Below are 21,893 nucleotides of genomic sequence, written 5' to 3'. Positions count from 1 at the left end.
GCGCGATACTAGGCCGCGTCGGGAAGCAGGGCCGAAGCGCCCTCCCCGATGCCGAGGTGGTCCACGGTGCCGGAGTTGATGAATTCGGCCAGCGCGGCGACGGCGGCGATCTGACCCTGGGTGAACGCGGCGTTGTCGACGGTGGCGACGGTCTCGGCGCTGTCGGCGCGCAGCGCGTTGAGCGGGTTGCCGTCTCCGGTGGAGGTCATGGCGCCGTAGACGGTCGGGCCGTCGGCGGCGAACTCGTTGGTGAACGTGACCATGCCGGTGTTGCGGGCGTCGGCGTCGGAGTCGGTGGCCCCGGCCCCGGCGAGGACGAGGACGCCGTCGGCGAGGCCGGTCGGGGCGGTCTCGACGGTGAGCATCGACATCTCGCTGAGGGCAGTGGTGACGGTGGTGATGTCGCCGGGGGCGATCTCGACGGCGGTCCCGGCGGCCTTGCCGGTGGTGACGGCGGCGAGGACGTAGCTCATGGCCTGCACGCCGTCGTAGGTGACGGGGGTCTGGACCGTGGCGGGGGTGGCGGTGTCGACGAGGTCGACGAGCTGGTCGGCGTTCGTGGGGTCGAAGAAGTCGTCGAGCACGGAGATGCGGCCCGAGACGGTGGCCCCGGCGTAGCCGAGCATCTCGACGGCGCCGTCGACGGCGCCGGTGTCGGCGCCGGGCAGGGCGACGACGAGGATGTTCTTCCCGGTGAGCTTCGCCGAGAGGTAGGCGGGGGCGATCTCGGCGGCGAACTCCTGCTCCTCGCCGAGCTGGTCCTCCAACTGGGCGACCTGGGCGCGCAGCTGCTCGTTGGAGTCGCGCAGACCTTGGCTGGTGGTCTCCAGGGCCTCCATGGCGGGGCCGTTGAGGGCGGCGGTGCCGAGGATGAGGCCCACGGTGAGGGCGAGGAACACCGCGGTGAGGCTCACCAGGTGGTACCGGAAGTTGATCACGAGAACAGCCTTTGGATCTGGAAGAGCAGCCCGTCCCACCAGTCGGCGATGACGTCCACGAAGGAGCGGCCGACGGTGGAGATGGCGACGGCAGTGGCCATGGCGGCGAGGCCGGAGACGATGAGCAGCAGGAGCGCGGAGATCGACATGTCCTGGCGGTACAGGCGCGAGACGCCCTTGGCGTCGACGAGCTTGCCGCCCACGCGCAGGCGCGTGAGGAACGTCGAGGCCATGCCGCCGCGGCCCTTGTCGAGGAACTCGACCATGGTGACGTGGGTGCCGACGGCGCAGATGAGCTCGGCGCCCTTCTCGTCGGCCATGAGCATCGCGATGTCCTCGGAGGTGGCGGCCGCCGGGAACGGGATCGCGGGGACGCCGAGCTTGTCCATGCGCTCCATGCCGGGCGCGCGGCCGTCGGCGTAGGCGTGGACGACGATCTCGGCGCCGCAGCGCAGGGCGTCGTCGGAGACGGAGTCCATGTCGCCGACGATCATGTCGGGCGTGTAGCCGGCCTCCAGGAGCGCGTCCGCGCCGCCGTCGACGCCGACGAGCACGGGCTTGAACTCGCGGATGTACGGCCGGAGGACGTCGATGTCCTCCTTGTAGTTGTATCCGCGGATGACGATGAGCGCGTGGCGGCCGTTGAAGGAGGTCTTCACCTCGGGGACGCCGACGCCGTCGAGGAGGAGGTCCCGCTCGCGCTTGAGGTACTCCATGGTGTTGGCGGCGAACGCCTCCAACTGGATCGACAGGCCCTCCTTCGCGGCGTCCATGTCGGCGGCCACGGAGTCGACGGTCTGCACGGTGCCCTCGGCGACCAGTTCGGTGCCGAGGTAGACCTTGCCGTCCTCGACGGCGACGGTCTTGCCCTCGCGGACCTTGTCGAAGATCTCGTCGCCGACGCCGTCGATGAGGACGATCCCGGCCTTGACGAGGACCTCGGGTCCGAGGTTCGGGTAGCGGCCGGAGATCGACTTGGCGGCGTTGACGACCACGGCCACGTCGGTGCCGACGAGGGTGTCGGCGGCGACCCGGTCGAGGTCGACGTGGTCGATGACCGCGATGTCGCCGGGTTCGAGGCGACCGCAGAGCCGCTTCGTGCGGCGGTCGAGGCGGGCGGTGCCGACGAGCCGTCCCTCGGAGGGCTCGCCCTCCTGGTTCCGCCCGGGCAAACGCAAGCTAGGTACACGCATCGTGCATCATCATGCCATCTGGCGGCCACGCCCGATGCTGCGGCGCGCCGCTCAACGGTGGACGGGCGCGGCGCTAGGACTTCATCTTGGCGGCTTCGGCCAGCAGCTCCTCCGCGTGCGCGACGCCCAGGTGGGAGTCGGGCATCCCGGCGAGCATGCGAGCAAGCTCACGCGCCCGCGCGGCGTCGTCCACGACGCGCACGCCGGAGACGGTGACCGCGCCGGAGGTGTCCTTGGAGACGACCAGGTGGCGGTCGGCGAACGCGGCGACCTGCGGCAGGTGGGTGACGACGAGGACCTGGTGGCGGCGGGCGAGCTTGGCGAGGCAGCGGCCGATCTCGATGGCGGCCCCGCCGCCGACGCCCGCGTCCACTTCGTCGAACACGAGGACCGGCGGTCCGCCGATCTCGGCGAACACGACTTCGATGGCGAGCATCACACGGGACAGCTCGCCGCCGGACGCGCCCTTGTGGAGGGCGGCGGGCTGGGAGCCGGGGTGGGGGCGCAGGAGCAGCTCGACCTCGTCGGCGCCGTCCTCGGACGCGCCCGAGACGGCGGTCTCGACGGCCAGGTCGACGCTGCCGCGTCCGGCCGGGCGGGCCTCGACGGCGGCCACGACCTCGGCGTGCGGCATCGCCAGGCCCTTGAGCTCGGTGGAGACCGAGCCGGAGAACCGCTCGGCGGCGGCGCGGCGGGAGGCGCGCAGCTGGGTGGCGAGGTCGGCGGCGCGGGCGGTGAGCTCGGCGTGCTGGGACTCCAGCTCGGCGACGCGCTCGTCGGAGACGTCGAGCTCCCCGAGGCGCTTGCTCGCGTTGTCGGCCCACGCGAGCACGCCGGGGAGGTCCTCGGCGTACTTGCGGTACAGGGTCTTCAGGGCGGCCTGGCGCTGGTAGATCTCCTCCAGGCGGCGCGGGTCCGCGGAGAGGTCGTCGAGGTAGGACGAGAGGTCCACGGCCGCTTCGGCAAGGAGCGCACCGGCTTCGGCGAGGCGTTCGGCGAACTCGGCGAGCTTGGGGTCGGAGTGCGCGTCGTGCTCCAGGGCGCGGGCGGCGGCGCCGACGGTGTCGGTGGCGCCCCCTTCGCCGGTGGCCGGGTCGCCGGTGATCGCGCCGTGCGCGGTGGCGGCGGCCAGGCGCAGGGCCTCGGCGTTCTCCAGGCGCAGGGCCTCCTCGGCGAGCTCGGACTCCTCGCCCTCCTGCGGGTCGACGGCGGTGATCTCGTCGAGGCCCAGGCGGAGCATGTCGGCCTCGCGGGCCATCTCGCGGGCGCTGGTGCGCAGGCGGGACAGCTCGGAGGCGCACGCGCCGAGCTCGTGGAAGGCGGCGCGGTAGGCGTCGAGGAGCTTGCCGTGGTCGGCGCCGGCGAACCGGTCGAGCGCGGCGCGCTGCTCGGCGGGCTGGAGCAGGCGCATCTGGTCGGACTGGCCGTGGACCGAGATCGCGAGCTCCCCGAGTTCGGCGAGGACGCCGACGGGCGCGGAGCGGCCGCCGACCCAGGCTTTGGAGCGGCCCTCGGAGGACACGGAGCGGGCCAGGAGCAGCTCACCGTCCTCCAGGTCGGCTCCGGCCTCGATGGCGCGCTCGCGCAGTTCGAGCGCGGCCTCGGCCACGGCGAAGCGGCCCTCCACAAGGGCGCGGTCCGCTCCGAGGGGGGCACGGGAGGCACGACCGCCGAACAGCAGACCCAGACCGGCGACGACCATGGTCTTGCCGGCACCGGTCTCGCCGGTGATGCAGGTCAGACCAGGGTCGAGCGGCAGGGTGGCGTCAGCGATCACGCCCAGGTTCTGGATGCGAAGCTCCTCCAACACAGTTCAAGACTGTACCCGCACGCACCGACATCGGGCGGTGGAGAGGCGCTTGTTGCGAGCTAGATTCGCCCGTGCCGCCAACCGTCAACGGGCAGAGAGAGTTTCGAGACGAGGCGGGAGGCGAACGGCTGTCCGGACATGCGCACCAGGCGGACCGGGCGCCGCGAGCGGCGAATGGTCACCGTCGAACCGGCCGTCAGGCGGGTGAGCTCCTTGCCGTCGGCGATGAGCGCGCCCTCGGTGCCGACGGACTCGACGCCGATGCGGATCTCCGAGGAGGAGTGGACGACCATCGGCTTGGCGAACAGCGCGTGCGCGTTCATGGGGACGACCACCAGGGCGTCCACATCGGGCCAGACCACCGGGCCGCCCGCGGACATCGCGTGCGCGGTCGAGCCGGTCGGGGTCGCGACGGCGACGCCGTCGCAGCCGTAGCGGGAGATGCGGGTGCCGTCGATCTCGATGAACAGTTCGAGCATCCGCGCGGGCTCGGCCTTCTCCACGGCGATGTCGTTGAACGCCCAGGAGCGGTGCAGCTCGCCGTCGGTGCCGGTCGCCTCGACCGACAGGGCGGTGCGCTCCTCGACGCCGTAGTCGCCGTCCAGGAGGCGCGAGACGACGGTCTCCAGCTCGCCGGTCTCGGCTTCGGCGAGGAAGCCGACCTTCCCGAAGTTGACGCCCAGGAGCGGCACGTCGGCCTCGGCGGCGAGCTTGGCCGAGCGCAGGACCGTGCCGTCGCCGCCGAGGGCGAGCACGAGGTCCGCGGTGGCGGAGGTCTCCTCGTCGACGACCAGGAGGGCGTCGGGGTGGAGGAGGGAGCGGATCTCGCCGGTGAGGATGCGGACCGCGACGTCGGCGGAGCGGAGGGCGGCGGCCAGCTTCTCGGCGAGTTCGGCGACGTCCTCGCGAAGCGGGTGCGTCACGACCAAGACGCGGCCGGGCTTCTGCTGCGACCCCACTCGCGCTCCTTCTCAGACGGTTCCAGGGCCTCGAACTGTACACCGGGGGCCGTGGCGCCCGGTACGGGTGAGCATACCGAAGACAACGCTTTCCGATCACAGTTCGGCGCGAACCGCTTCGCTTGGGACGCAGGCCGGTCTACGGGGTCTGCGGGCCCGCCGCCACCACGGCGTCGACCGTGTCGCGGGCGACGGGCTCGCCGCCGGTCTGCATGCGGCAGAAGAACTCCACGTTGCCCTTCGGGCCGGGGAGGGGGCTGGCGGCGACCGCGGTGGTGGTCCAGCCCAGGCCCCGGGCGGTCTCGATGACGTTCCACACGGCGTCTGCGCGCTGCCTAGGGTCGGCGACGACGCCGCCCGCGCCGACCTGGCCCTTGCCGACCTCGAACTGCGGCTTGACCATCGGCAGGAGGAGCCCCGTGGGCTTCGTGCAGGCGGCGAGCGCGGGCAGGACGAGGCCGAGCGAGATGAACGAGAGGTCGCCGACGGTGAGGTCCACGGGGCCGCCGAGCTGCTCGGGCGTGAGGTGGCGGACGTTGGTGCGGTCGTGGACGGTGACGCGCTCGTCGGTCTGGAGCTTCCAGGCGAGCTGGCCGTAGCCGACGTCCACGGCGAGGACCTCGGCCGCGCCGCGGCGCAGCAGGACGTCGGTGAAGCCGCCGGTGGAGGCGCCCGCGTCGAGGACGCGGAGCCCGGCCGGGTCCACGCCGAACGCATCGAGGGCGCCGATGAGCTTGTGGGCGCCGCGCGAGACGTAGTCGTCGGCGTCGCCGACGAGGCGGATCGAGTCGTCGCCGGTGACGGACGTGGCGGCCTTCGTGGCCGGTATGCCGCGCAGGTGGATGCGGCCGTCCGCGATGAGCTCGCGGGCGTGCTCGCGGGAGCGGGCGATCTTGCGGCGCACGAGTTCGGCGTCGAGTCGGTAGCGCGTCGGCATGGCGCGGTCGGTGTCTCTCTAGAAGGCGGGCTGAGGCGCGCGGATCAGGCGTCGTCCACGTTGCTGAGGATCTCCGAGAGGCGCTGCTGGACGCCCTCGAAGACCGCGACGTGCTCGGTCACGGGCAGGTCCGGGAGCGCTTCGAGGCGGCCGAGGGCCTCCTCGACCTCCATCTCGATGTCCTCGGCGTCGCTGCGGAGGCGGGCCGCGACGGACCCCGGGTTCGGTGCGTCGGTCATGCGTCCCCTTCGTCGTCGCCGTGCGTCTGCGCGGGGGCGGCGGCCCGCGCCTCGGCCTCGGCGAGGCGGACGCGCAGTTCGCGGATCTGCCCCTCGGAGTGCTCCAGGCGCAGGTTGAGGTCGTCGAGGTCGGCCTGGGTGGCGACGCCCATGCGGGTGAGGCCCGCGTCGAACTCCGCGCGCATGAGGCGGCGCAGGTCGTGGGCGGTGCGGCCGCCGTGGCCGCGGAACTGCTCGGCGCGCGTGCGCACCCCTTCGGTGCCCGAGCGCAGGTCCTCGCGGACCCTGCCGGCGAACTCGCGGGCGCGGCGGGCGGGCTCGCCGGCCATGCCGAAGACGGTGTCGAAGTAGGCGCGGGCGGTGTCGGCCATGTGGTCCCACTTCCTTTCGGGGTCCCCCGGTTTTCCCGGGACGGGGTCCTGTCCCCTCAACGGTACTGCCAAGCTACCGGTGACCGGTCGCGACCGACGCGTCGTACTGGTCGGTAACATACATGCGGGGCGCACAGCCGCGCCCGCGCCGATCGAACAGGAGGGCCACATGGCCACCATCGACGAATGCCGGACCGCTCTGGAGCAGTTCGCGGAGAACCTCGCGTCCAACCCGAAGACGGTCAAGAAGCTCACCGGGTTCCAGCGGAGCCTCGCGGCGGACATCAAGGACCTGTCCGTCTCGTTCAACGGCCGCTTCGACGGGGGCAAGCTCGTCGACATCGTCGACGGCGACAACCCCGACGCCGAGATCCGCATGATCGTCGGCTCCGACGACCTGCTCAAGCTCGTCGCGGGCGAGCTCGACTTCATGAAGGCGTTCACCGGGGGCCAGGTGAAGATCAAGGCCCCCATGATGGACCTGATGAAGCTGCGCCAGGTCCTCTAGGGCCGCTTGGCCTCGCACATGCGGCGTAGGGTGCGCGGGCGCGGGCCGTGAGGCCCGCCCCGCCCCCTGCGGCCCCCGGACGGTCAAATGCCTCCCGGTCGGACGCAACAGCATTCAGGCCACGTTGTAATCTCTGCGCAGCCGACCACGCAGACGAGCGGGTCGAGCTTCACCGCATTCTCGGGAGGACCGCATGGCCACTGTTGACGAAGTCCGCAACGTGTTGGAGAAGCTGGCGGGCAAGGTCGCCAGGAAATCCGACGAGCTCAACCTTGAAGACGACTTCGAACGCACGCTGGCCGTCGAAGTCTCCGACCTGGGCCAGGCGTTCAGCGCCAAGCTCTCGGGCGGCAAGCTGACCGACCTGCTCGACGGCGACGCCGCCGACGCCGAGGTCCGCATCATCATCGGCTCCGACGACCTGATCGCCCTGTCGAAGAAGGAGCTCAAGCCCGCCAAGGCGTTCCTGACCGGCAAGATCAAGGTCAAGGCGTCCGTGAAGGACCTCGCGAAGCTGCGCAAGGCCCTCAAGGTCGACTAAGACCCGGAGGCCCCCGCTGCCGCCTCTGAAGACGACGAAGCCCGGACCGCGGCAGTCCGGGCTTTTCGCTTGCCTTGGAACGGGTCCGGTCAGGACGCCAGGAGCTTCTCCGCGGCCGGGCCGACCGGGACGGGCGGACGCGACGGGTCGTACCCGTTCATGTCCGCTGCGGCCCAGCTCAACTCGCACAGCGCGCGCCAGCCGTCCAGCTCGTCCCCCTGCCCGCTGAGGCGGATGTCGGGGCCGTCGAGCTCGGCGGTCCAGCCGCCGCACCCGATGCGGTCCACGGCCTCGTTCCAGTCCGGCTCCGGGTGCGCCTCGGTCAGCGCCGCGAGGCTCCAGCCGAGGTACGTCGGCCGCTCCTCGGGCGGCAGGCCCAGCGCCAGGCGCGGCGAGGCCACGCCCGTGAAGACCAGGAGCGAGTCGATGCCCGCGCGGTTGGCGCCCGCGATGTCGGAGTCGGGCCGGTCGCCGACCATGATCGCCCGGCCGCCCGGCTTGCGCGCCATGGCGATCCGGTAGATCGGCTGCTCGGGCTTGCCCGCCGTGAAGTCGGGGCCGTGCCCGAGCGCGGTCGCCACCGCGCCCACGAGCGCGCCCATGCCGGGCAGCGGACCGTCCGGTGTGGGCAGAGTCGCGTCGAGGTTCGCCACGGCCCAGTAGGCGCCGCCGCGGACCGCGATCGTGGTGTCCGCGAGCGAACGCCACGAGGTCTGCGGCGTGTACCCGAAGGCCACCGCCGCGGCGGCCTTCGGGTCGTCGACCGGGACGAGCCCGGCGCCGGTCACCGCGTCGCGCAGCGCATGCGAGCCGGTCACGAGGACTTTGCCGCCCTTGCCGATCCGGTCGAGGATGCCCGAGGCCACCACCTGAGCGGAGGTGAGCACCTGGGCGGCCTCGGCGGGGATGTCCATGCCGCGCAGGGACTCCGCCACCGTCTCGGGGCTGCGCGACGCGTTGTTCGTGACGAACACCGGGTCGCAGTCGAGGCCCGGAAGGGCCGCGAGGGTCGCGGCCGCTTCCGGGATCGGCTCGTGCAGCAGGTACACGACCCCGTCGAGGTCGAGCAGCGCCAGGTCATAGGCGCCGGCCAGTGCCTCAGGGGCGCCTTTCAGTCGGGTCATCGGACTCCTCAGCGTCGGGGTTCGCCTTCTCGGCCGCCGGACCGGACGGCTCCTGCGCTGCGCGCGGGGCCTCGGTCTCGTCGTCCTCGTCGTCGTCCTCGTCGTCGTCCTCGTCGGCTTCGTCGAGGTCGCCGTCTTCCTCGCCGCGGTCGTCCTCGTCGTCGTGCTCGACGTCGCCGCGGTCGTCCTCGTCGTCGTCTTCGTAGTCATCGTCGTCGAGGTCGTCGTCATCGTCCTCGTCGCCGAAGTCCTCTTCGTCGTCTTCGAGGTCGTCGTCTTCGAACTCGTCGTCGTCCTCATCGTCGTCATCGTCTTCGAGCTCCTCGAAGTCGATGCCCTCCAGCTGGAGGAGGCGCTCGGCGGCGCCGGTCTCGCCCTCCTCGTCGGCGGCGACGGCCTTGGACAGCCACTCGCGGGCCTCGTCCTCGCGGCCGTCGGCCAGGAGGCCCTCGGCGTACGCGTAGCGCAGGCGGGCGAGCCACGGCTCGGCCTTCGGCGAGTTGAGCGCCCCGACCTTGAGCATCGCGGTCGCGGCCTCGCCCATGCCCATGTCGCGGCGGGCGCCGGAGGCGACGATCAGCAGCTCGACCCGGACCTCCGGGTCGACGCTCTCGTCGCTGCCGAACTCGCGGTACAGGTCGATCGCGCGCTCGGGGTGCCCGAGGGCGCGCTCGCAGTCCGCGATGAGCGCGACGTGGTCGTGGGTGCCGCCCAGGCGCTGCGCGGCGCGCAGCTCGTTGACGGCGAGCTGCCACTCCTCGGCGCCGTACGCGGCCACACCGGTCACCTCGCGCACGATCGCCACGCGCGACGCCTTGCGGCGGGCGTAGCGGGCCTGCTCCAAGGCGCCTTCCACGTCGTCCTCGGCGAGGAGCGCGGCGGCGGCGAGGAGCCGGTTGCCCACGGCCTCGGCGAGCTGCTTGTTCAGGCTGCGGAGGCCCTCGCGGGTCTCCTTGTCGAGCTGGTCGAAGCCGTACTCGACGCCCTCGGGCAGGTTCGGGGCCTCGTCGGACTCGCCCATGCGGATCGGGCCCTCGTGACCGGCCTCGCGCTCCTCCAGGGGACGCAGGGCGTCGCGGCCCCGGCGCTCCTTGCCGTCGCGGCCGAAGCGGTCGTCCCGGTCCCGGTCGTCGTAGCGGCGCGGGCCGCGGTCGTCGCGGTTGCCGTAGCCGCCGCGGCTGCCGCCCCGGTCGTCGCGGCCGCCCCGGTCGTCGCGGAAGCCGCGGTTGCCGCCGCGGTCGCCGTCGAAACGGCGGGGTCCGCGGTCGTCGCGGTTGAAGCTGCGGCCGCCGCGGTCGTCGCGGTTGTAGCCGCCGCCGCGGTTGTCGCCGTCGCGGCGCGGGCCGCGGTCGTCGCGGTCGAAGCGACGCGGACGGTCGTCCCGGTCGAACGTGCGGGGGCCGCGGTCGTCGCGGTTGCCCTCGTACCGGCGCGGTCCGCGGTCGTCGCGGTTGAAGCCGCGGCCGCCGCGGTCGTCATCGCGGCGCGGGCCCCGGTCGTCCCGGTTGCCCTCGAAGCGACGGGGACCGCGGTCGTCGCGGTTGAACCCGCCGCGGTTGCCCCCGCGGTCGTCGCGGTTGAAGCCACCGCGGCTGCCGCCCCGGTCGTCACGGTTGAAGCCGCGGCCACCGCGGTCGTCGCGGTTGTAGCCGCCGCCGCGGTTGTCGCCGTCGCGGCGCGGGCCGCGGTCGTCACGGTTGAAGCCGCCGCGCTGGCCGCCGCGGTCGTCGCGGTTCTCGAACCGGCGGGGCCGGTCGTCGTCGTAGCGGCGCGGGCCCCGGTCGTCGCGGTTGAACCCGCCCCGGTTCCCGCCGCGGTCGTCGCGGTTGAAGCCACCGCGGCTGCCGCCCCGGTCGTCGCGGTTGAAGCCGCGTCCGCCGCGGTCGTCGCCGTCGCGGCGGGGACGGTCGTCGCGGTTGAACCCGCGGTTGCCTCCCCGGTCGTCGCGGTTGCCGTAGCCGCCGCGGCTGCCCCCGCGGTCGTCGCGGTTGAAGCCGCGTCCACCGCGGTCGTCGCGGTTGTAGCCGCCGCCGCGGTTGTCGCCGTCGCGGCGCGGGCCGCGGTCGTCACGGTTGTAGCCGCCGCGGTCGTCGCCGTCGCGGCGCGGGCGGTCGTCCCGGTCCTCGTAGCGCCGCGGGCGGTCGTCGCGGCCTTCACTGCGGCCGTAGCCGCCCCGGTTCCCGCCGCGGTCGTCGCGGCGGTCGGAACCGCCCCGGCCCGAACGGTCGCCGTAGCCGCCGCCCTCGCGACGGCCGTAGCCGCCTCGTCGGTCTTCTCCACCCTTGCGGGCGCGGCCGTCTTCAGCCACTTGTGTCTCCCCCTCTGTTCACCGCGACAAAACCAATCAAGTGTAGGACTCAGCCGACGAGTTCGACCCCGGCGACGGTCTTCTTACCCCGCCGGATCACTCCGTACCTGCCGTGAAGCAGGTCAGAGCGGTCGATAACGGCCTCGGCATCGGTTACCCGGACGTTGTTCAGGTACGCCCCGCCCTCCTTGGCCGCGCGGCGCGCCTCGCCCAGGCTCGCCACGACGCCGGCCTCCTTCATCGCCTCGGCGACGGTGGCGTCGGGCTTCTGGAGCTCGGCGAGGCCGGCCTCCACGAGCGCGGCGCGCAGCGTCGCCTCCGGCAGCTCGGCCAGCTCGCCGCGGCCGAACAGGGCCTGCGAGGCGGCGACGACGTTCTGGGTCTCCTCGGCGCCGTGCAGGAGCGTGGTCAGCTCCTCGGCGAGGGCCTTCTGCGCGAGGCGCGCGGCGGGCCTCTCGGCGGTCGCGGCCTCCAGCTCGGCGATCTCCTCGTGGGACTTGAACGAGAAGTACTTGAGGTAGCCCACGACGTCGGCGTCCCCGGAGTTGAGCCAGAACTGGTAGAACGCGTACGGGCTGGTCATCTCGGCGTCGAGCCAGACCGCGCCGCCCTCGCTCTTGCCGAACTTCGTGCCGTCGGCCTTGGTGACGAGGGGGGTCACGAAGGCGTGCACGTGCTCGCCGGAGCGGCGGCGGATGTAGTCGACGCCCGCGGTGATGTTGCCCCACTGGTCGGAGCCTCCGAACTGGAGGGTGCAGTCGTGGCGGCGGTTGAGCTCGAAGTAGTCGTGGGACTGGAGGAGCTGGTAGGAGAACTCGGTGAACGAGATCCCGGCCTCCAGGCGGGACTTGACCACGTCGCGGGCGAGCATCTTCGAGATCGGGAAGTGCTTGCCGACGTCGCGCAGGAAGTCCACGACGCCCATCTCGCTGGTCCAGTCGAGGTTGTTCACCGGGACCGCGCCGTTCTCGCCGTCGTAGGTGACGAACGGCGAGAGCTGGGCCCGCAGCTTCTCGACCCACCCGGCGACGACCTCCGGCGGGTTCAGGGTGCGCTCGCCGACCTCGCGGGGGTCGCCGATCTGGCCGGTCGCGCCGCCGACGAGGATGAGCGGGCGCAGCCCGGCCCGCTGGAGGCGGCGGGCGGTGAGCACCTGCATGAGGTGGCCGACGTGCAGGCTCGCGGCGGTCGGGTCGAACCCGATGTAGAACGTCACCCGGCCCGCGTCGATGTGCTCGCGGAGAGCATCGGTGCCGGTGGAGTCCTGGATGAGGCCGCGCCATGCGAAATCGTCGAGAATATGCACGCGTTCATTGTGCCCTAGCGGCCGAAACGCTTTTCCCGGTGCGTGCGGGCGCGTGGTGCGGCCTACGCCGGGCTGCGCGTCCCGGTCTCGCCGAGCGCGATCCCCGCCTCGACGGCCATCCGCAGCTCGGCGGACGCGGCGGTCTTCGCGGCCTGCTTCGTCGGGCCCCGGCCCTCGGCGGCGACCCGCTCGCCGGTGGCGCGCAGCAGGCCCTCGCCGCGGCACGTGAACACCCGTTCGTGGGACGGCCCGTCGACCTCGAAGTCCCACGCGAGGCCGTCGAGGACCCCGCGGGCGGCGTAGATCTGCACGGCCTCGGCGGGGTTGACGGCGGCGTCCACGAGGAGCTTGCGCGGCACTTCGGCGCGCGGCTTCGCGGCGACGTCGGCGGAGAGGTCGGGCAGGCCCGCGAGCTGAGCGGCCAGCGCGAGCGCTGCCTGGTTGCGGGCATCCTTCTTGTTGCGCTGCAAGCGTTTGGGCGACTCGGTGCGGGTGTCGTCGAAGACGAGGGCGACTTGGGCGCTGAAGAGGGGGCCTTCGTAGGCGGGTTCGGCCTCGACGGTCCAGCGGACGTCGGTCTCGTTGCTGACGGGGCCGCCGAGGCGGTCCTGGAGGTAGACGTTGAGCACGGACTGGGCCTGCTGGGGCTCGCGGGAGAGGCGGCGGTTCATGCGCTCGCGCAGGGGCAGGAAGTCGGGGCCGCCGTAGAGGTAGACGGAGGCGAACTCGCGGAGCTGGAGTTCGCGGGCGTCGAGACGGCGGGAGGTCTCGTCGGCGAGTCCGGCGGGGGCCTCGCCGCGTTCGACGGCGAACTGGAGGACGCGGGCGAACTGCTTGTAGGGCAGGGACGCGAAGTCGGCGGCCTCCATCTGGCGGGCGGTCTCGGCCTGGGCGCGCTGCTTGAAGAACTCGGCTTTGGCGCGGCGTTCGGCGTCGAGGTGCTCGTTGACGTGGTCGGCGGTGGCGGCGAGCTCCTCGGGGCTGTAGGGGCCGGGGCGGCCGAGGGCGGCGGCGAGGAGGATGCGCTGGGTGACGAGGTCGGGGTAGCGGCGGATGGGGCTGGTGGCGTGGGTGTAGACGGGGAGCTGGAGGCCGTGGTGGCCGTGGACGGTGGGGCCGTAGGTGGCGGCGCGGGAGACCATCTTCATGCGGGAGCGGAGCATCTCGAAGGCGGCGCCGTCGCCTGAGGCGGCGATGTCGTCGAGTTCGCCGCGGAGTTCGGCGGGGTCGCCGGCGACGGCGGCGAGGCGGTGGTTGCGGAAGAGGATGGGGAGGTCTTCGCGGACGGCCCAGGCGGCGATCTGCGCGTTGGCGGCGATCATGAACTCCTGCACGATGATGTAGCCGGAGTTGCGCTCGGCGCTGTCGAGGCGGACGATCTGGCCCTCTTCGTTGGTGGCGAAGCCGGCGAGGAGGTCGTAGAAGGCGAGGGCTCCGGCGTTGCGGCGCGCGGCGAGCATGGTCTGGGCGAAGCGGAGCGCGAGCGCGAGGGTGGCGTGGAGGGGGTGGGCGGGGTCGCCGGAGGCGGTGGCGGCCTCGGCGTGGGTCATGGTCCAGGAGCGGGTGAGGCGGCCGGGGCCGAGTTCGGCGTCGAGGACGCGTCCGGCGGGGTCGATGCGCAGGTGGACGGCGAAGGTGTCGCAGGGCCTGTCGGGGGTGAGGGAGGCGGCTTCGACGACGGGGGCGGGGAGCATGTGCCTGGTGTGGTCGGCGCGGTAGCGGGTGTGGACGCGGCGGCGGGCCTCGGTGTCGGCGGGGCCGCCGGTGGGCACGTGGTCGGCGGCGCGGGCGATGTGGATCCAGGCGTCGAAGCCGGTGTCGGTGCCGTCCCCGAGGGGTTCGATCCAGACCGCGTCGTCGCGGTCGGCGGTGGTGGGGGCGTCGATCATGATCCCGCACTCCGCCGGGTTGTGCTCGGCCAACTGCGCTCCTTCGTGTCCAGCCGCAATCGTAGCGGCAGCGACACGCTGTGCGCGCATACGAGTGGGGCCGGGGGTTCACATGGTGAACTCCCGGCCCCTCGCATGCGTCTACTGCGGTCGGAGGTCCCAGGTTTCGAGGCGTCCGCACATGCCCCACTTGCCTTCGGCGTCGCCCGCGGAGGCGACGTGGGCGTCGCAGAGGTGGGCGGCTTCGGCGCCCGCGAGGGCGTCGAGGTGGGCGCCGGTGGCGTCGGCCTGGGCTTTGGGTCCGTCGGCCCAGAGCCTGCGCCAGGCGCCGGTGCGGTCGGCGACGATGCGGGCGGCCTGCTCCCACACGGGCTTCATCGCGTCGGGGCCCTCCTTCTCGACGCGTTCGCGCAGGGCGAGGTAGCCCTCGACGGCGAGGTCGCGGCGGGTGCGGGTGGCCTCGCCGCGCTGCTCGTGGGTGAGGCCGGGGGCGCCGGGCGCGGTGGCGGCGGCGTTGTAGGCCTCGGGGTCGTTCAGGATCTCGTCGGGGAAGGTGAAGACGGCGTCCCCGGCTTCGGGGATGCCGGCGTTCTGCATGACGACGACGAGTTCGAGGTCTCCGGCGTTGACGAGGCGGTGGACGGTGCCGGGGGTGAACCACAGGACGGTGCCGCGGGCGAGGTCGCGGCGCTCGTAGCCGTCGCCGGAGAGGGTCTCGACCGCGCCGGCGCCGCCGGTGACGACGTAGCCCTCGGTGGAGGCGGTGTGGAAGTGCGGGGAGCCTCCGGCCTGGCCGTCAATGGTGGGCCAGTCGTAGACGGTGACGATGGAGACGGCGGTGCCGCCGGGGAAGCCGGTCATGCGCCGACCAGTTTCGCGAGTTCGGCGGCGGCGATTCCGGCGGTCTTGGCGGCGCCGTCGACTCCGGTGTCGCCGTTGACGATCGCGACGGCGTGGCGGAGGGTCACGGTGTCGCCGGGGGCCATCGGCAGCTCGGTGTCGAAGAACGGCGCGGGGCAGACCGCGGCGAACGGGGTCGAGCGGACGAACCACTTGACGGGCGCGCCGGGGTTGTCCGGGTGGTCGGTGAAGACGAGGGTGGAGGCGGCGTCGACGGAGTCGTGGGCGCCGCGGAAGGCCATCCAGTCGCCGCGCACGCCCATGAGCTCGTCGCCGCCTTCGCCGTCGGCGGTGTAGACGCGCCCTTCGGTGAAGGAGCGGGGCCCGCGCCAGAAGAACCCGCCGTACCCGGCGTTCTCGCGGCCCTCGGTGGTGGGGCTGCCCATGACCACGGTGTCGCCGGTGTCGTTGGTGAACGCGGTGGAGAAGGAGAGGACCCAGGTGTCGTCGGCGAGGACGGCGACGGCGAAGGATCGGGTCTCGGAGAAGAAGTGGCGGCCGTCCTCGGTGATCCAGTCGAGGCGCTCGACGGCCTTGACGCCGTCCGCGTCGGCGGTGAGCTCGGTGAACTCACGGTGGACCATGGCGCCGTCGTTCTTCTCGTCGACGTAGCCGAGGTCGCGGCGGAAGGTGCGCCCGCCCCAGAAGTTCTCGGGGCCCGCGTTCGGCAGCGAGAGGGCGATGCCCTTGTGCCACACGTGGTCGTGGGGCCGGTAGAGGCTCACCTGGTGCCCGGCGAGGTCGCGCAGGGGCTCGAAGTAGGGCCGGGGGGACTCGAACTGGTCGTTGTCGGGTCGGTAGACGTAGCGCAGGATCTCAAGGTCGCCCTTGGTGATCGAGAGGGCGGTGCCGTCGTCGTCGAGTTGCAGCGTCATCGGTGTCTCTCCACTGTGGTTCGTCAGTTCGTCGTCACTTGAGGTCGGCCCAGGGGGTGCCCGAACCGTCCATCCGCTGGTAGAAGGGGGAGGTCGGGTCGATGTCGCCGGCTCGGACGCGCTTGCCGGTGAACGCGGAGGCGTAGATCGCGGCGAGCAGTTCGAGCGTGCGGCGGGCCTCGGCGACGGGGACCGGCGGGGCGGCCCTGCCGTCGAGGGCGTCGGCGATGCGCTTGAACTGGGCGCCGTGGCCGGAGGACTGGCCGCGCGGCTCCCCGGCCCAGGCCTGGTTGACCTCGTCGGCGGCCGAGTCGATCGGGTGGACCGACCAGTTGTCGTCGCCGTACCCGTAGAGGTGGTCGAGCTCGACGGTGGCGGTGTCGAAGTCGAGGCGGATCTGGGAGACCTCGCGGGGGGACAGCAGCGAGTTGGTGATGACCACGGACGCGCCGGATTCGAGGGTGACGATCGCGTGCGAGACGTCCTCGGTGTTGGTCCTGCGGCGGTGCCGGTGCGCGGTGGCGACCACCTCGGACCAGGGCCCGACGATCGACAGCAGCGTGTCGATCTGGTGGATGCCGTGGCCCATGGTGGGGCCGCCGCCCTCGGTCTCCCAGCGCCCGCGCCATTCGACGGCGAAGTACTCCTCGGGCCGGAACCAGAGGGTGTCGCACTTGGCGACGGCGAGGCGCCCGAGGACGCCGGAGGCCATCATGTTGCGGACGCGCTCGGCCGCCGAGCCGAAGCGGTGCTGGGAGATCACGGCGAAGTCGGCGCTGGAGGCGGCCGCGGCCGCGGCGATCCGGTCGAACTCCTCCAGGCTCAGGGCCGGGGGCTTCTCGCAGACGACGCCGACGCCCGCTTCGAGGGCGGCGATGGCGCCGGGGCCGTGGGCCACGGGCGGGGTGCACAGGTCGACGAGGTCGAGCTCCTCGTTCGCGAGCAGCTCCTCGATGGAGGCGTAGCCGCGGTCGAGGCCGAACTTGTCCTTGAACGCGTCGAGGCGGGCGGTGTCGGGGTCGACCGCGGCCACCAGCTCGATGCGGTCGGGGACGTGCTTCCGCAGCTCTTCGGCGTGCAGGTTGGCGATCCCGCCGGTGCCGACGACGGCGAGGCGGTAGGTGGAGGACACAGGGGACTCCTTTGGCACGGAGATTCGGTAAACGTTTTCCAGCGCTGACGACAATACTAGCCGACAGCCGTTTCGACAGTGACCTGGGTCTCCAAAGCCCTGGTCCCCGGCTCGATGCGCCGCTCGCCGGTCACCCGGACGGCGAGGGCCGCGGCGGTGTCGGCGGCCGAGCGCCCCAGGCGCAGTTCGAGGTCCCCGGCCTCCACGGTCCACTGGCCGTCGAGGCCGATGAGCGCGGCGAGGTCGGCGGGGACGGCGAAGCGCGCCCGCGCGGCCTCCCCGGGGGCCAGCTCCAGGCGGGCGAAGCCCACGAGGCGCTGCACGGGGCGCACGGTGGACGCGACGGGGTCGTGGAGGTAGAGCTGCACGACCTCGGTGCCGCGGCGCTCCCCGGTGTTGGCGACGCGCACGGCCACCTCGATGACGCCGTCGGGCGCGACCTCGGCGCCGGAGAGCAGCTCCGGCTCGTCCCAAGCGAACTCGGTGTAGGTCAGGCCGTGGCCGAAGGAGTACCGCGCGGTCGGATCCACCGAGGACACCTCGGAGCGGCGGGCGAGCTGCGGGCCCAGGTAGGTCGCGGGCGGCGAGTCGCGCCGGGCCGGGACGCCGACGGGCAGGCGGCCCTCGGGCTCCGATGCGCCCGTGAGGATGCCGGAGATCGCGGCGGCGCCCTCCTCGCCGGGGAGGAACGCCTGGAGGATCGCGGCGGCCCGCTCGGGGGCGGTGCCGAGCGCGTACGGGCGGCCCGAGACGACCACGACGACCGTGGGCGTGCCGGAGTCGAGGACCGCTTCGAGCAGCTCGCCCTGGCGGCCGGGCAGGGCGTGGTCGGGGGCGTCGCAGCCCTCGCCGGAGGTGCCGCGCCCGAACAGGCTGGAGCGGTCGCCGACGGCCACGATCGCCAGGTCCGCGGCGGCGGCGGCGTTCGCGGCGGCGGCGATCTCGGCGTCCGTGGACTCCCGGACCCAGCCCCCGGCGACGTGCTCGATCACGGCGCCGCGCAGGTCGGCCGCGAGCCGGTCGGCGAGCGTCGCGATCGCCACGCCGGTGTCGACGTCCGGGTACGGCTCGCCGCCCTCGATGTCGTACCGCATGTGGTGGTTGGGGAAGGAGTAGCAGCCCAGGAACGCGGCCCGGTCGTCGGCGACGGGGCCGACGAGCGCCACGCGCGCGGGGGCCGCGGCCAGCGGCAGCGTCCCGTCGTTGGACAGGAGCACCACGGACTTGCGGGCGACCTCGGCGGCCAGCGCGCGGGCCTGGGGCGGGTCGAAGTCGACGGCCCCGGAGGGCGCGGGCAGCTCGTCGAGCAGGCCGAGTTCGATCTTCTGCGCGAGGACGCGCTCGACGGCGCGGTCGAGGGTCTTCTCCTCGACGAGCCCTTCGGCGACGGCGTTGCGCAGGGGCTCGCCGAAGCAGTCGACGCCGGGGAGTTCGACGTCGACGCCCGCGCCGAGGGCCGCGGCGGCGGCGGCGGAGCGGTCGCCGGCGATGCCGTGCAGGGAGTTGAGGAAGTTGACGCCGAAGTAGTCGGCGACGATCGTGCCCTCGAAGCCCCACTCCTCGCGGAGGATGCCGGTGAGGAGGCGGACGTTCGCGTGCGAGGGGACGCCGTCGTTGGCGGCGTAGGAGGGCATGACGGACTTGGCGCGGCCGAGCCGCACGGCCATCTCGAAGGGCGTCAGGTAGGTCTCGGTGAACTGCCTGGGGCCCAGGTAGACCGGGCCGAAGTTGCGGGCGGCGTGGGAGGCGGAGTACCCGGCGAAGTGCTTGACGGTGGCGACGAGCCCGGCGTCCTGGAGGCCGGTGACGTACGCGGTGCCGAGGACGCCGGTGAGGTACGGGTCCTCGCCGATGGTCTCCTCGGTGCGGCCCCAGCGGGAGTCGGCGACGACGTCGAGGACGGGGGCGAGTCCCTGGTGGATGCCGGCCGAGCGCATGGTGTCGCCGATCTGCCGGGCGACGGCGTGGACGAGCGCGGGGTCGAAGGTCGCGCCCCAGGCGAGGGCGGTGGGGAAGATCGTGGCGCCGTAGGCCATGAACCCGGCGAGGCATTCGTCGTGCGCGACGGCGGCGATGCCGAAGCGGCTGGTCTCGCGGACGCGGCGCTGGATCCCGGCGAGGCGGTCGACGCCCTCGGCGGGGTCGAGGCGGGCGGACCCGAAGGGCCGGGTGATCTGGCCGAGCCCGTTGGCGAGGGGGTCGTCGGCGGCGACGGCGCCGCCGGTCTGCTCGCTCTGGTGGGGGGCCATGTCCCCCGCGTCGGCCTCGACGCCGTGCCACAGGCTCGACAGCTGCGCGCACTTCTCTTCGAGGGTCATCCGCTTGACCAGCCCGGCGGCTCGTTCGGCCGTCTCCGCGGGGGTGTCGGTGTCCATGCTGCTCCACTCAAACGGCCCAGCGCGCGCCGTGGCGGCTGGTTCCGGACCGATAGTTTCTGAAACTTTTCTGATCGTTTTCGATACAGGTTCGCACACCATAACATTGATGAAGCCTCAGTTCTAGCGTCAATCTGACGCTTGGATGCGTTTGCCCAGGCCCTTGTTTCAGGTCTTTTCGCCGAAACTTTCGGGCGCGCTCCGGGAGCCGCGTAGCCGCGCTATAGGATGTGCAGCGAACCATTGCGCACTGGACCTGGAGGAGACCCCTTGAGCGAAGCCGAACACGGGCGGATCACCATCCGCGCCATCGCCGACGAGGCCGGCGTCAGCGTGCCGACGGTGTCACGTGTCATCAACGGCCGCTCCGACGTCGCCCCCGAGACCCGCCGACGCGTCGAGGAGCTGCTGAACGAGCGCGGGTACCAGCGCCGCCGCTCGACCCGCACGCCCAGCCGCGCGCGCCTGGTCGACCTGGTCTTCAACGAGCTGGACAGCCCCTGGGCCGTGGAGATCATCCGCGGCGTCGAGGACGCCGCGCACGCCTCGGGGGTCGGCACGGTCGTCTCCGCGGTGCACCGCCGCCGCGCCTCCACCGAGCAGTGGATGGACAACCTCCGCACCCGCGCCTCCGACGGCGTCATCCTGGTGGTCTCGCAGCTCGCGTCCCCGATCCTGGAGCAGCTGCGCCACCTCGGCGTCCCCATGGTGGTCCTGGACCCCTCGGGCGGGCCCACCATGGACGCCCCCGCGATCGGCGCCACCAACTGGGCGGGCGGCCTGGCCGCCACCGAGCACCTGATCTCCCTGGGCCACCGCCGGATCGGGTTCATCCACGGCCCCAAGCAGGTCCTGTGCTCGCGCGCCCGCTTCGACGGCTACCGCGCCGCCCTGGAGGCCGCGGGCATCGAGTTCGACCCGTCCCTGGTCTTCGACGGGGACTTCTCCCACCAGTCCGGCTTCGACGCCGCGAACGGGCTCCTGCGCCTGGACCCCCGCCCGACGGCGATCTTCGCCTCCTCCGACCAGATGGCCTTCGGCGCGTACGAGGCGATCCGCCAGGCGGGCCTGCGCATCCCCGAGCACGTCAGCGTCGTCGGCTTCGACGACCTCCCCGAGTCCCGCTGGACCTCCCCGCCCCTGACCACGATCCGCCAGCCCCTCGCCGAGATGGGCGCCCTCGCGGCCCGCACCGTCCTGGAGATGGCCGCGGGCAACGAGATCGACTCCCCCAGGCTCGAACTCGCCACCGAGCTCGTCGTCCGCGAGTCGACCGCCGCGCTCTAGGCGTTCGGGGCGACCTCGGTGCCCGCGCCGCGCCTGCGGGGCTTCACGGCCTCGCGGACCGCTTCTGGGGCGGTCTCCAGGCCGAGCGGGACGAGGCCCGCGTCGGCGATGAGGGCGAGGTCGTCCTTGGCGGCCTGGCCCTCGCTGGTGAGGTAGTCCCCCAGGAAGATCGAGTTGACGATCTGGAGCGCGGTGGCCTGGTGCGCGCGCAGGTGGACCTCGCGCCCGGCCGCGAGGCGGACCTCCGCGGCGGGGTTCGCCAGGCGGACCATCGCGAGGATGCGCAGGCACCGGCGCGGGTCCAGGTCCCAGGTCGCCTCCATGGGCGTGCCGTCGAAGGGCAGCAGGAAGTTCACCGGGATCGAGTCCACGTCCAGCTCCCGCAGGCCGAGGGCGACCGAGACGAGGTCGGCGTCCGACTCCCCCATCCCTGCGATGAGGCCCGAGCACGGCGACAGGCCCGCGCCGTGGGCGGCGTTGACGGTGTCGACGCGGTCGGCGAACGTGTGCGTCGAGCAGATCTCCGCGTACGTGTCCTCGGAGGTGTTCAGGTTGTGGTTGTACGCGTCGGCGCCGAGGTCGGCGAGGCGCTCGGCCTGGCCGTCCTTGAGCAGGCCCAGGCACGCGCACACCTCGACCCCCGGGGCCGCGTTCTTGACCGCGGCGATGGTCTTGCCGACCCGCTCCACGTCCATGTCGGTCGGGCCGCGCCCGCTCGCCACCAGGCACACCCGCGAGGCCCCGCCCGCGACCCCCGCGGCGGCCGCGTCTGCCGCCTGCTCGGGGCTGAGCCACGTGTACTTGAGGACGTCGGCCTTGGAGCCCAGCCGCTGCGAGCAGTAGTTGCAGTCCTCGGGGCACAGGCCGCTCTTGAGGTTGACGAGGTAGTTCAGCTTGACCGTGTTCCCGAAGTGGCGGAAGCGGAGCCGGGCCGCGGCGGCGACCACGTCCATCAGCTCGGCGTCGCCGCTCGCGAGGACGGCCTCCAGGTCCGCCGCGTCGGGGGCGCGGTCGAGTTCGGCGGCGGTGGCGAGGCGGTCGAGGGCGTCGTGGAGTCCGGTCATGGGCACGATCCTCCCACAGCCGCGGGGAGGCGATTTTCCGATGGTGCGGGTGGTATCAGGCGGTATGCCCTCGCGACATCACGCTCGGGCCGGAGCGTCGCGATCCGCCTACACTTGCTACAGTGGGTGGTCGGTGC

19 protein-coding genes are annotated in these 21,893 nt (G+C 72.8%); 3 read left to right on the top strand and 16 right to left on the bottom strand.

Annotated elements, in window-relative coordinates; translation table 11 throughout:
- Positions 1-8: 8 nt before the first annotated feature.
- From ACFFXY_RS09945 to ACFFXY_RS09915, 7 genes are all read right to left on the bottom strand, one after another.
- Positions 9-938, bottom strand: a complete 930-nt coding sequence (locus ACFFXY_RS09945) for a copper transporter (protein WP_382349157.1) — start codon at positions 936-938, stop codon at positions 9-11.
- Positions 935-2,131, bottom strand: a complete 1,197-nt coding sequence (steA, locus tag ACFFXY_RS09940) for a putative cytokinetic ring protein SteA (RefSeq protein ID WP_382349155.1) — start codon at positions 2,129-2,131, stop codon at positions 935-937. The genes ACFFXY_RS09945 and steA overlap by 4 nt, the downstream gene beginning before the upstream one ends.
- A gap of 73 nt (positions 2,132-2,204) precedes the next feature.
- Positions 2,205-3,941, bottom strand: coding sequence for a DNA repair protein RecN (gene recN, locus ACFFXY_RS09935; protein WP_382349152.1), 1,737 nt, complete (start codon positions 3,939-3,941; stop codon positions 2,205-2,207).
- 59 nt (positions 3,942-4,000) lie between these two features.
- On the bottom strand, positions 4,001-4,900 hold the full coding sequence (locus ACFFXY_RS09930) for an NAD kinase (RefSeq protein ID WP_382349149.1): 900 nt from the start codon (positions 4,898-4,900) through the stop codon (positions 4,001-4,003).
- Between the two features lie 139 nt (positions 4,901-5,039).
- A complete protein-coding gene (locus ACFFXY_RS09925) occupies positions 5,040-5,837 on the bottom strand; it encodes a TlyA family RNA methyltransferase (RefSeq protein ID WP_382349146.1) in 798 nt (265 codons plus the stop codon).
- A gap of 44 nt (positions 5,838-5,881) precedes the next feature.
- Complete coding sequence (locus tag ACFFXY_RS09920) at positions 5,882-6,076, bottom strand: hypothetical protein (protein ID WP_382349143.1); 195 nt, start codon at positions 6,074-6,076, stop codon at positions 5,882-5,884.
- On the bottom strand, positions 6,073-6,447 hold the full coding sequence (locus tag ACFFXY_RS09915; RefSeq protein WP_382349141.1) for a hypothetical protein: 375 nt from the start codon (positions 6,445-6,447) through the stop codon (positions 6,073-6,075). Before ACFFXY_RS09915 ends, ACFFXY_RS09920 begins: the two co-directional genes overlap by 4 nt.
- Before the next feature lie 169 nt (positions 6,448-6,616).
- Here ACFFXY_RS09915 and ACFFXY_RS09910 point away from each other — a divergent pair, with 169 nt between their 5' ends.
- Together ACFFXY_RS09910 and ACFFXY_RS09905 are read left to right on the top strand one after the other, a co-directional pair.
- The gene (locus tag ACFFXY_RS09910) at positions 6,617-6,955 is read left to right on the top strand and encodes an SCP2 sterol-binding domain-containing protein (RefSeq protein ID WP_382349138.1); all 339 of its coding nucleotides are present in this window, start codon (positions 6,617-6,619) and stop codon (positions 6,953-6,955) included.
- Between the two features lie 193 nt (positions 6,956-7,148).
- A complete protein-coding gene (locus ACFFXY_RS09905; protein ID WP_382349135.1) occupies positions 7,149-7,496 on the top strand; it encodes an SCP2 sterol-binding domain-containing protein in 348 nt (115 codons plus the stop codon).
- Between the two features lie 89 nt (positions 7,497-7,585).
- On the opposite strand, the gene ACFFXY_RS09900 is transcribed toward ACFFXY_RS09905, so the two are convergent.
- From ACFFXY_RS09900 to ACFFXY_RS09865, 8 genes are all read right to left on the bottom strand, one after another.
- Positions 7,586-8,620 (bottom strand): HAD-IIA family hydrolase, encoded by a 1,035-nt coding sequence (locus ACFFXY_RS09900; RefSeq protein ID WP_382349132.1) that lies wholly within the window; start codon positions 8,618-8,620, stop codon positions 7,586-7,588.
- Positions 8,595-10,928, bottom strand: coding sequence for a hypothetical protein (locus ACFFXY_RS09895; protein ID WP_382349129.1), 2,334 nt, complete (start codon positions 10,926-10,928; stop codon positions 8,595-8,597). The genes ACFFXY_RS09900 and ACFFXY_RS09895 overlap by 26 nt, the downstream gene beginning before the upstream one ends.
- 49 nt (positions 10,929-10,977) lie before the next feature.
- Positions 10,978-12,234 carry a tyrosine--tRNA ligase gene (gene tyrS, locus ACFFXY_RS09890; RefSeq protein WP_382349127.1) on the bottom strand — a complete coding sequence of 419 codons (1,257 nt, stop codon included), beginning with the start codon at positions 12,232-12,234 and terminating at the stop codon, positions 10,978-10,980.
- Positions 12,235-12,296: 62 nt separating this feature from the next.
- Complete coding sequence (locus ACFFXY_RS09885; RefSeq protein ID WP_382349124.1) at positions 12,297-14,156, bottom strand: RNB domain-containing ribonuclease; 1,860 nt, start codon at positions 14,154-14,156, stop codon at positions 12,297-12,299.
- Positions 14,157-14,264: 108 nt separating this feature from the next.
- Positions 14,265-14,984, bottom strand: coding sequence for a cupin domain-containing protein (locus tag ACFFXY_RS09880; RefSeq protein ID WP_382349122.1), 720 nt, complete (start codon positions 14,982-14,984; stop codon positions 14,265-14,267).
- A complete protein-coding gene (locus ACFFXY_RS09875; RefSeq protein WP_382349120.1) occupies positions 14,981-15,898 on the bottom strand; it encodes a DUF6807 domain-containing protein in 918 nt (305 codons plus the stop codon). Before ACFFXY_RS09875 ends, ACFFXY_RS09880 begins: the two co-directional genes overlap by 4 nt.
- A 34-nt stretch (positions 15,899-15,932) precedes the next feature.
- Positions 15,933-17,030, bottom strand: coding sequence for a Gfo/Idh/MocA family protein (locus ACFFXY_RS09870; protein ID WP_382349117.1), 1,098 nt, complete (start codon positions 17,028-17,030; stop codon positions 15,933-15,935).
- Between the two features lie 56 nt (positions 17,031-17,086).
- Positions 17,087-19,405 (bottom strand): beta-glucosidase family protein, encoded by a 2,319-nt coding sequence (locus ACFFXY_RS09865; RefSeq protein ID WP_382349114.1) that lies wholly within the window; start codon positions 19,403-19,405, stop codon positions 17,087-17,089.
- A gap of 270 nt (positions 19,406-19,675) precedes the next feature.
- Here ACFFXY_RS09865 and ACFFXY_RS09860 point away from each other — a divergent pair, with 270 nt between their 5' ends.
- Complete coding sequence (locus tag ACFFXY_RS09860) at positions 19,676-20,692, top strand: LacI family DNA-binding transcriptional regulator (protein WP_382349111.1); 1,017 nt, start codon at positions 19,676-19,678, stop codon at positions 20,690-20,692.
- Here ACFFXY_RS09860 and bioB read toward each other — a convergent pair.
- Positions 20,689-21,756, bottom strand: coding sequence for a biotin synthase BioB (bioB, locus tag ACFFXY_RS09855; protein WP_382349108.1), 1,068 nt, complete (start codon positions 21,754-21,756; stop codon positions 20,689-20,691). The two genes, ACFFXY_RS09860 and bioB, sit on opposite strands and share 4 nt — an antisense overlap.
- Between the last annotated feature and the right edge of the window lie 137 nt (positions 21,757-21,893).

The sequence above is a fragment of the Glycomyces mayteni genome (assembly GCF_042428885.1).
GTDB lineage: Bacteria > Actinomycetota > Actinomycetes > Mycobacteriales > Micromonosporaceae > Glycomyces > Glycomyces mayteni.
Note: the sequence above shows the minus strand (reverse complement) of the source record. Positions and strands in the feature narration are given on the sequence as shown.

Excerpts from the sequence above, each read along its gene's own strand:
- steA (WP_382349155.1), bottom strand. The coding sequence starts at position 2,131 with ATGCGTGTACCTAGCTTGCGTTTGCCCGGGCGGAACCAGGAGGGCGAG.
- ACFFXY_RS09925 (WP_382349146.1), bottom strand. The coding sequence starts at position 5,837 with ATGCCGACGCGCTACCGACTCGACGCCGAACTCGTGCGCCGCAAGATC.
- ACFFXY_RS09920 (WP_382349143.1), bottom strand. The coding sequence starts at position 6,076 with ATGACCGACGCACCGAACCCGGGGTCCGTCGCGGCCCGCCTCCGCAGC.
- ACFFXY_RS09915 (WP_382349141.1), bottom strand. The coding sequence starts at position 6,447 with ATGGCCGACACCGCCCGCGCCTACTTCGACACCGTCTTCGGCATGGCC.
- ACFFXY_RS09910 (WP_382349138.1), top strand. The coding sequence starts at position 6,617 with ATGGCCACCATCGACGAATGCCGGACCGCTCTGGAGCAGTTCGCGGAG.
- ACFFXY_RS09905 (WP_382349135.1), top strand. The coding sequence starts at position 7,149 with ATGGCCACTGTTGACGAAGTCCGCAACGTGTTGGAGAAGCTGGCGGGC.
- ACFFXY_RS09900 (WP_382349132.1), bottom strand. The coding sequence starts at position 8,620 with ATGACCCGACTGAAAGGCGCCCCTGAGGCACTGGCCGGCGCCTATGAC.
- ACFFXY_RS09880 (WP_382349122.1), bottom strand. The coding sequence starts at position 14,984 with ATGACCGGCTTCCCCGGCGGCACCGCCGTCTCCATCGTCACCGTCTAC.
- ACFFXY_RS09875 (WP_382349120.1), bottom strand. The coding sequence starts at position 15,898 with ATGACGCTGCAACTCGACGACGACGGCACCGCCCTCTCGATCACCAAG.
- ACFFXY_RS09865 (WP_382349114.1), bottom strand. The coding sequence starts at position 19,405 with ATGGACACCGACACCCCCGCGGAGACGGCCGAACGAGCCGCCGGGCTG.
- bioB (WP_382349108.1), bottom strand. The coding sequence starts at position 21,756 with ATGACCGGACTCCACGACGCCCTCGACCGCCTCGCCACCGCCGCCGAA.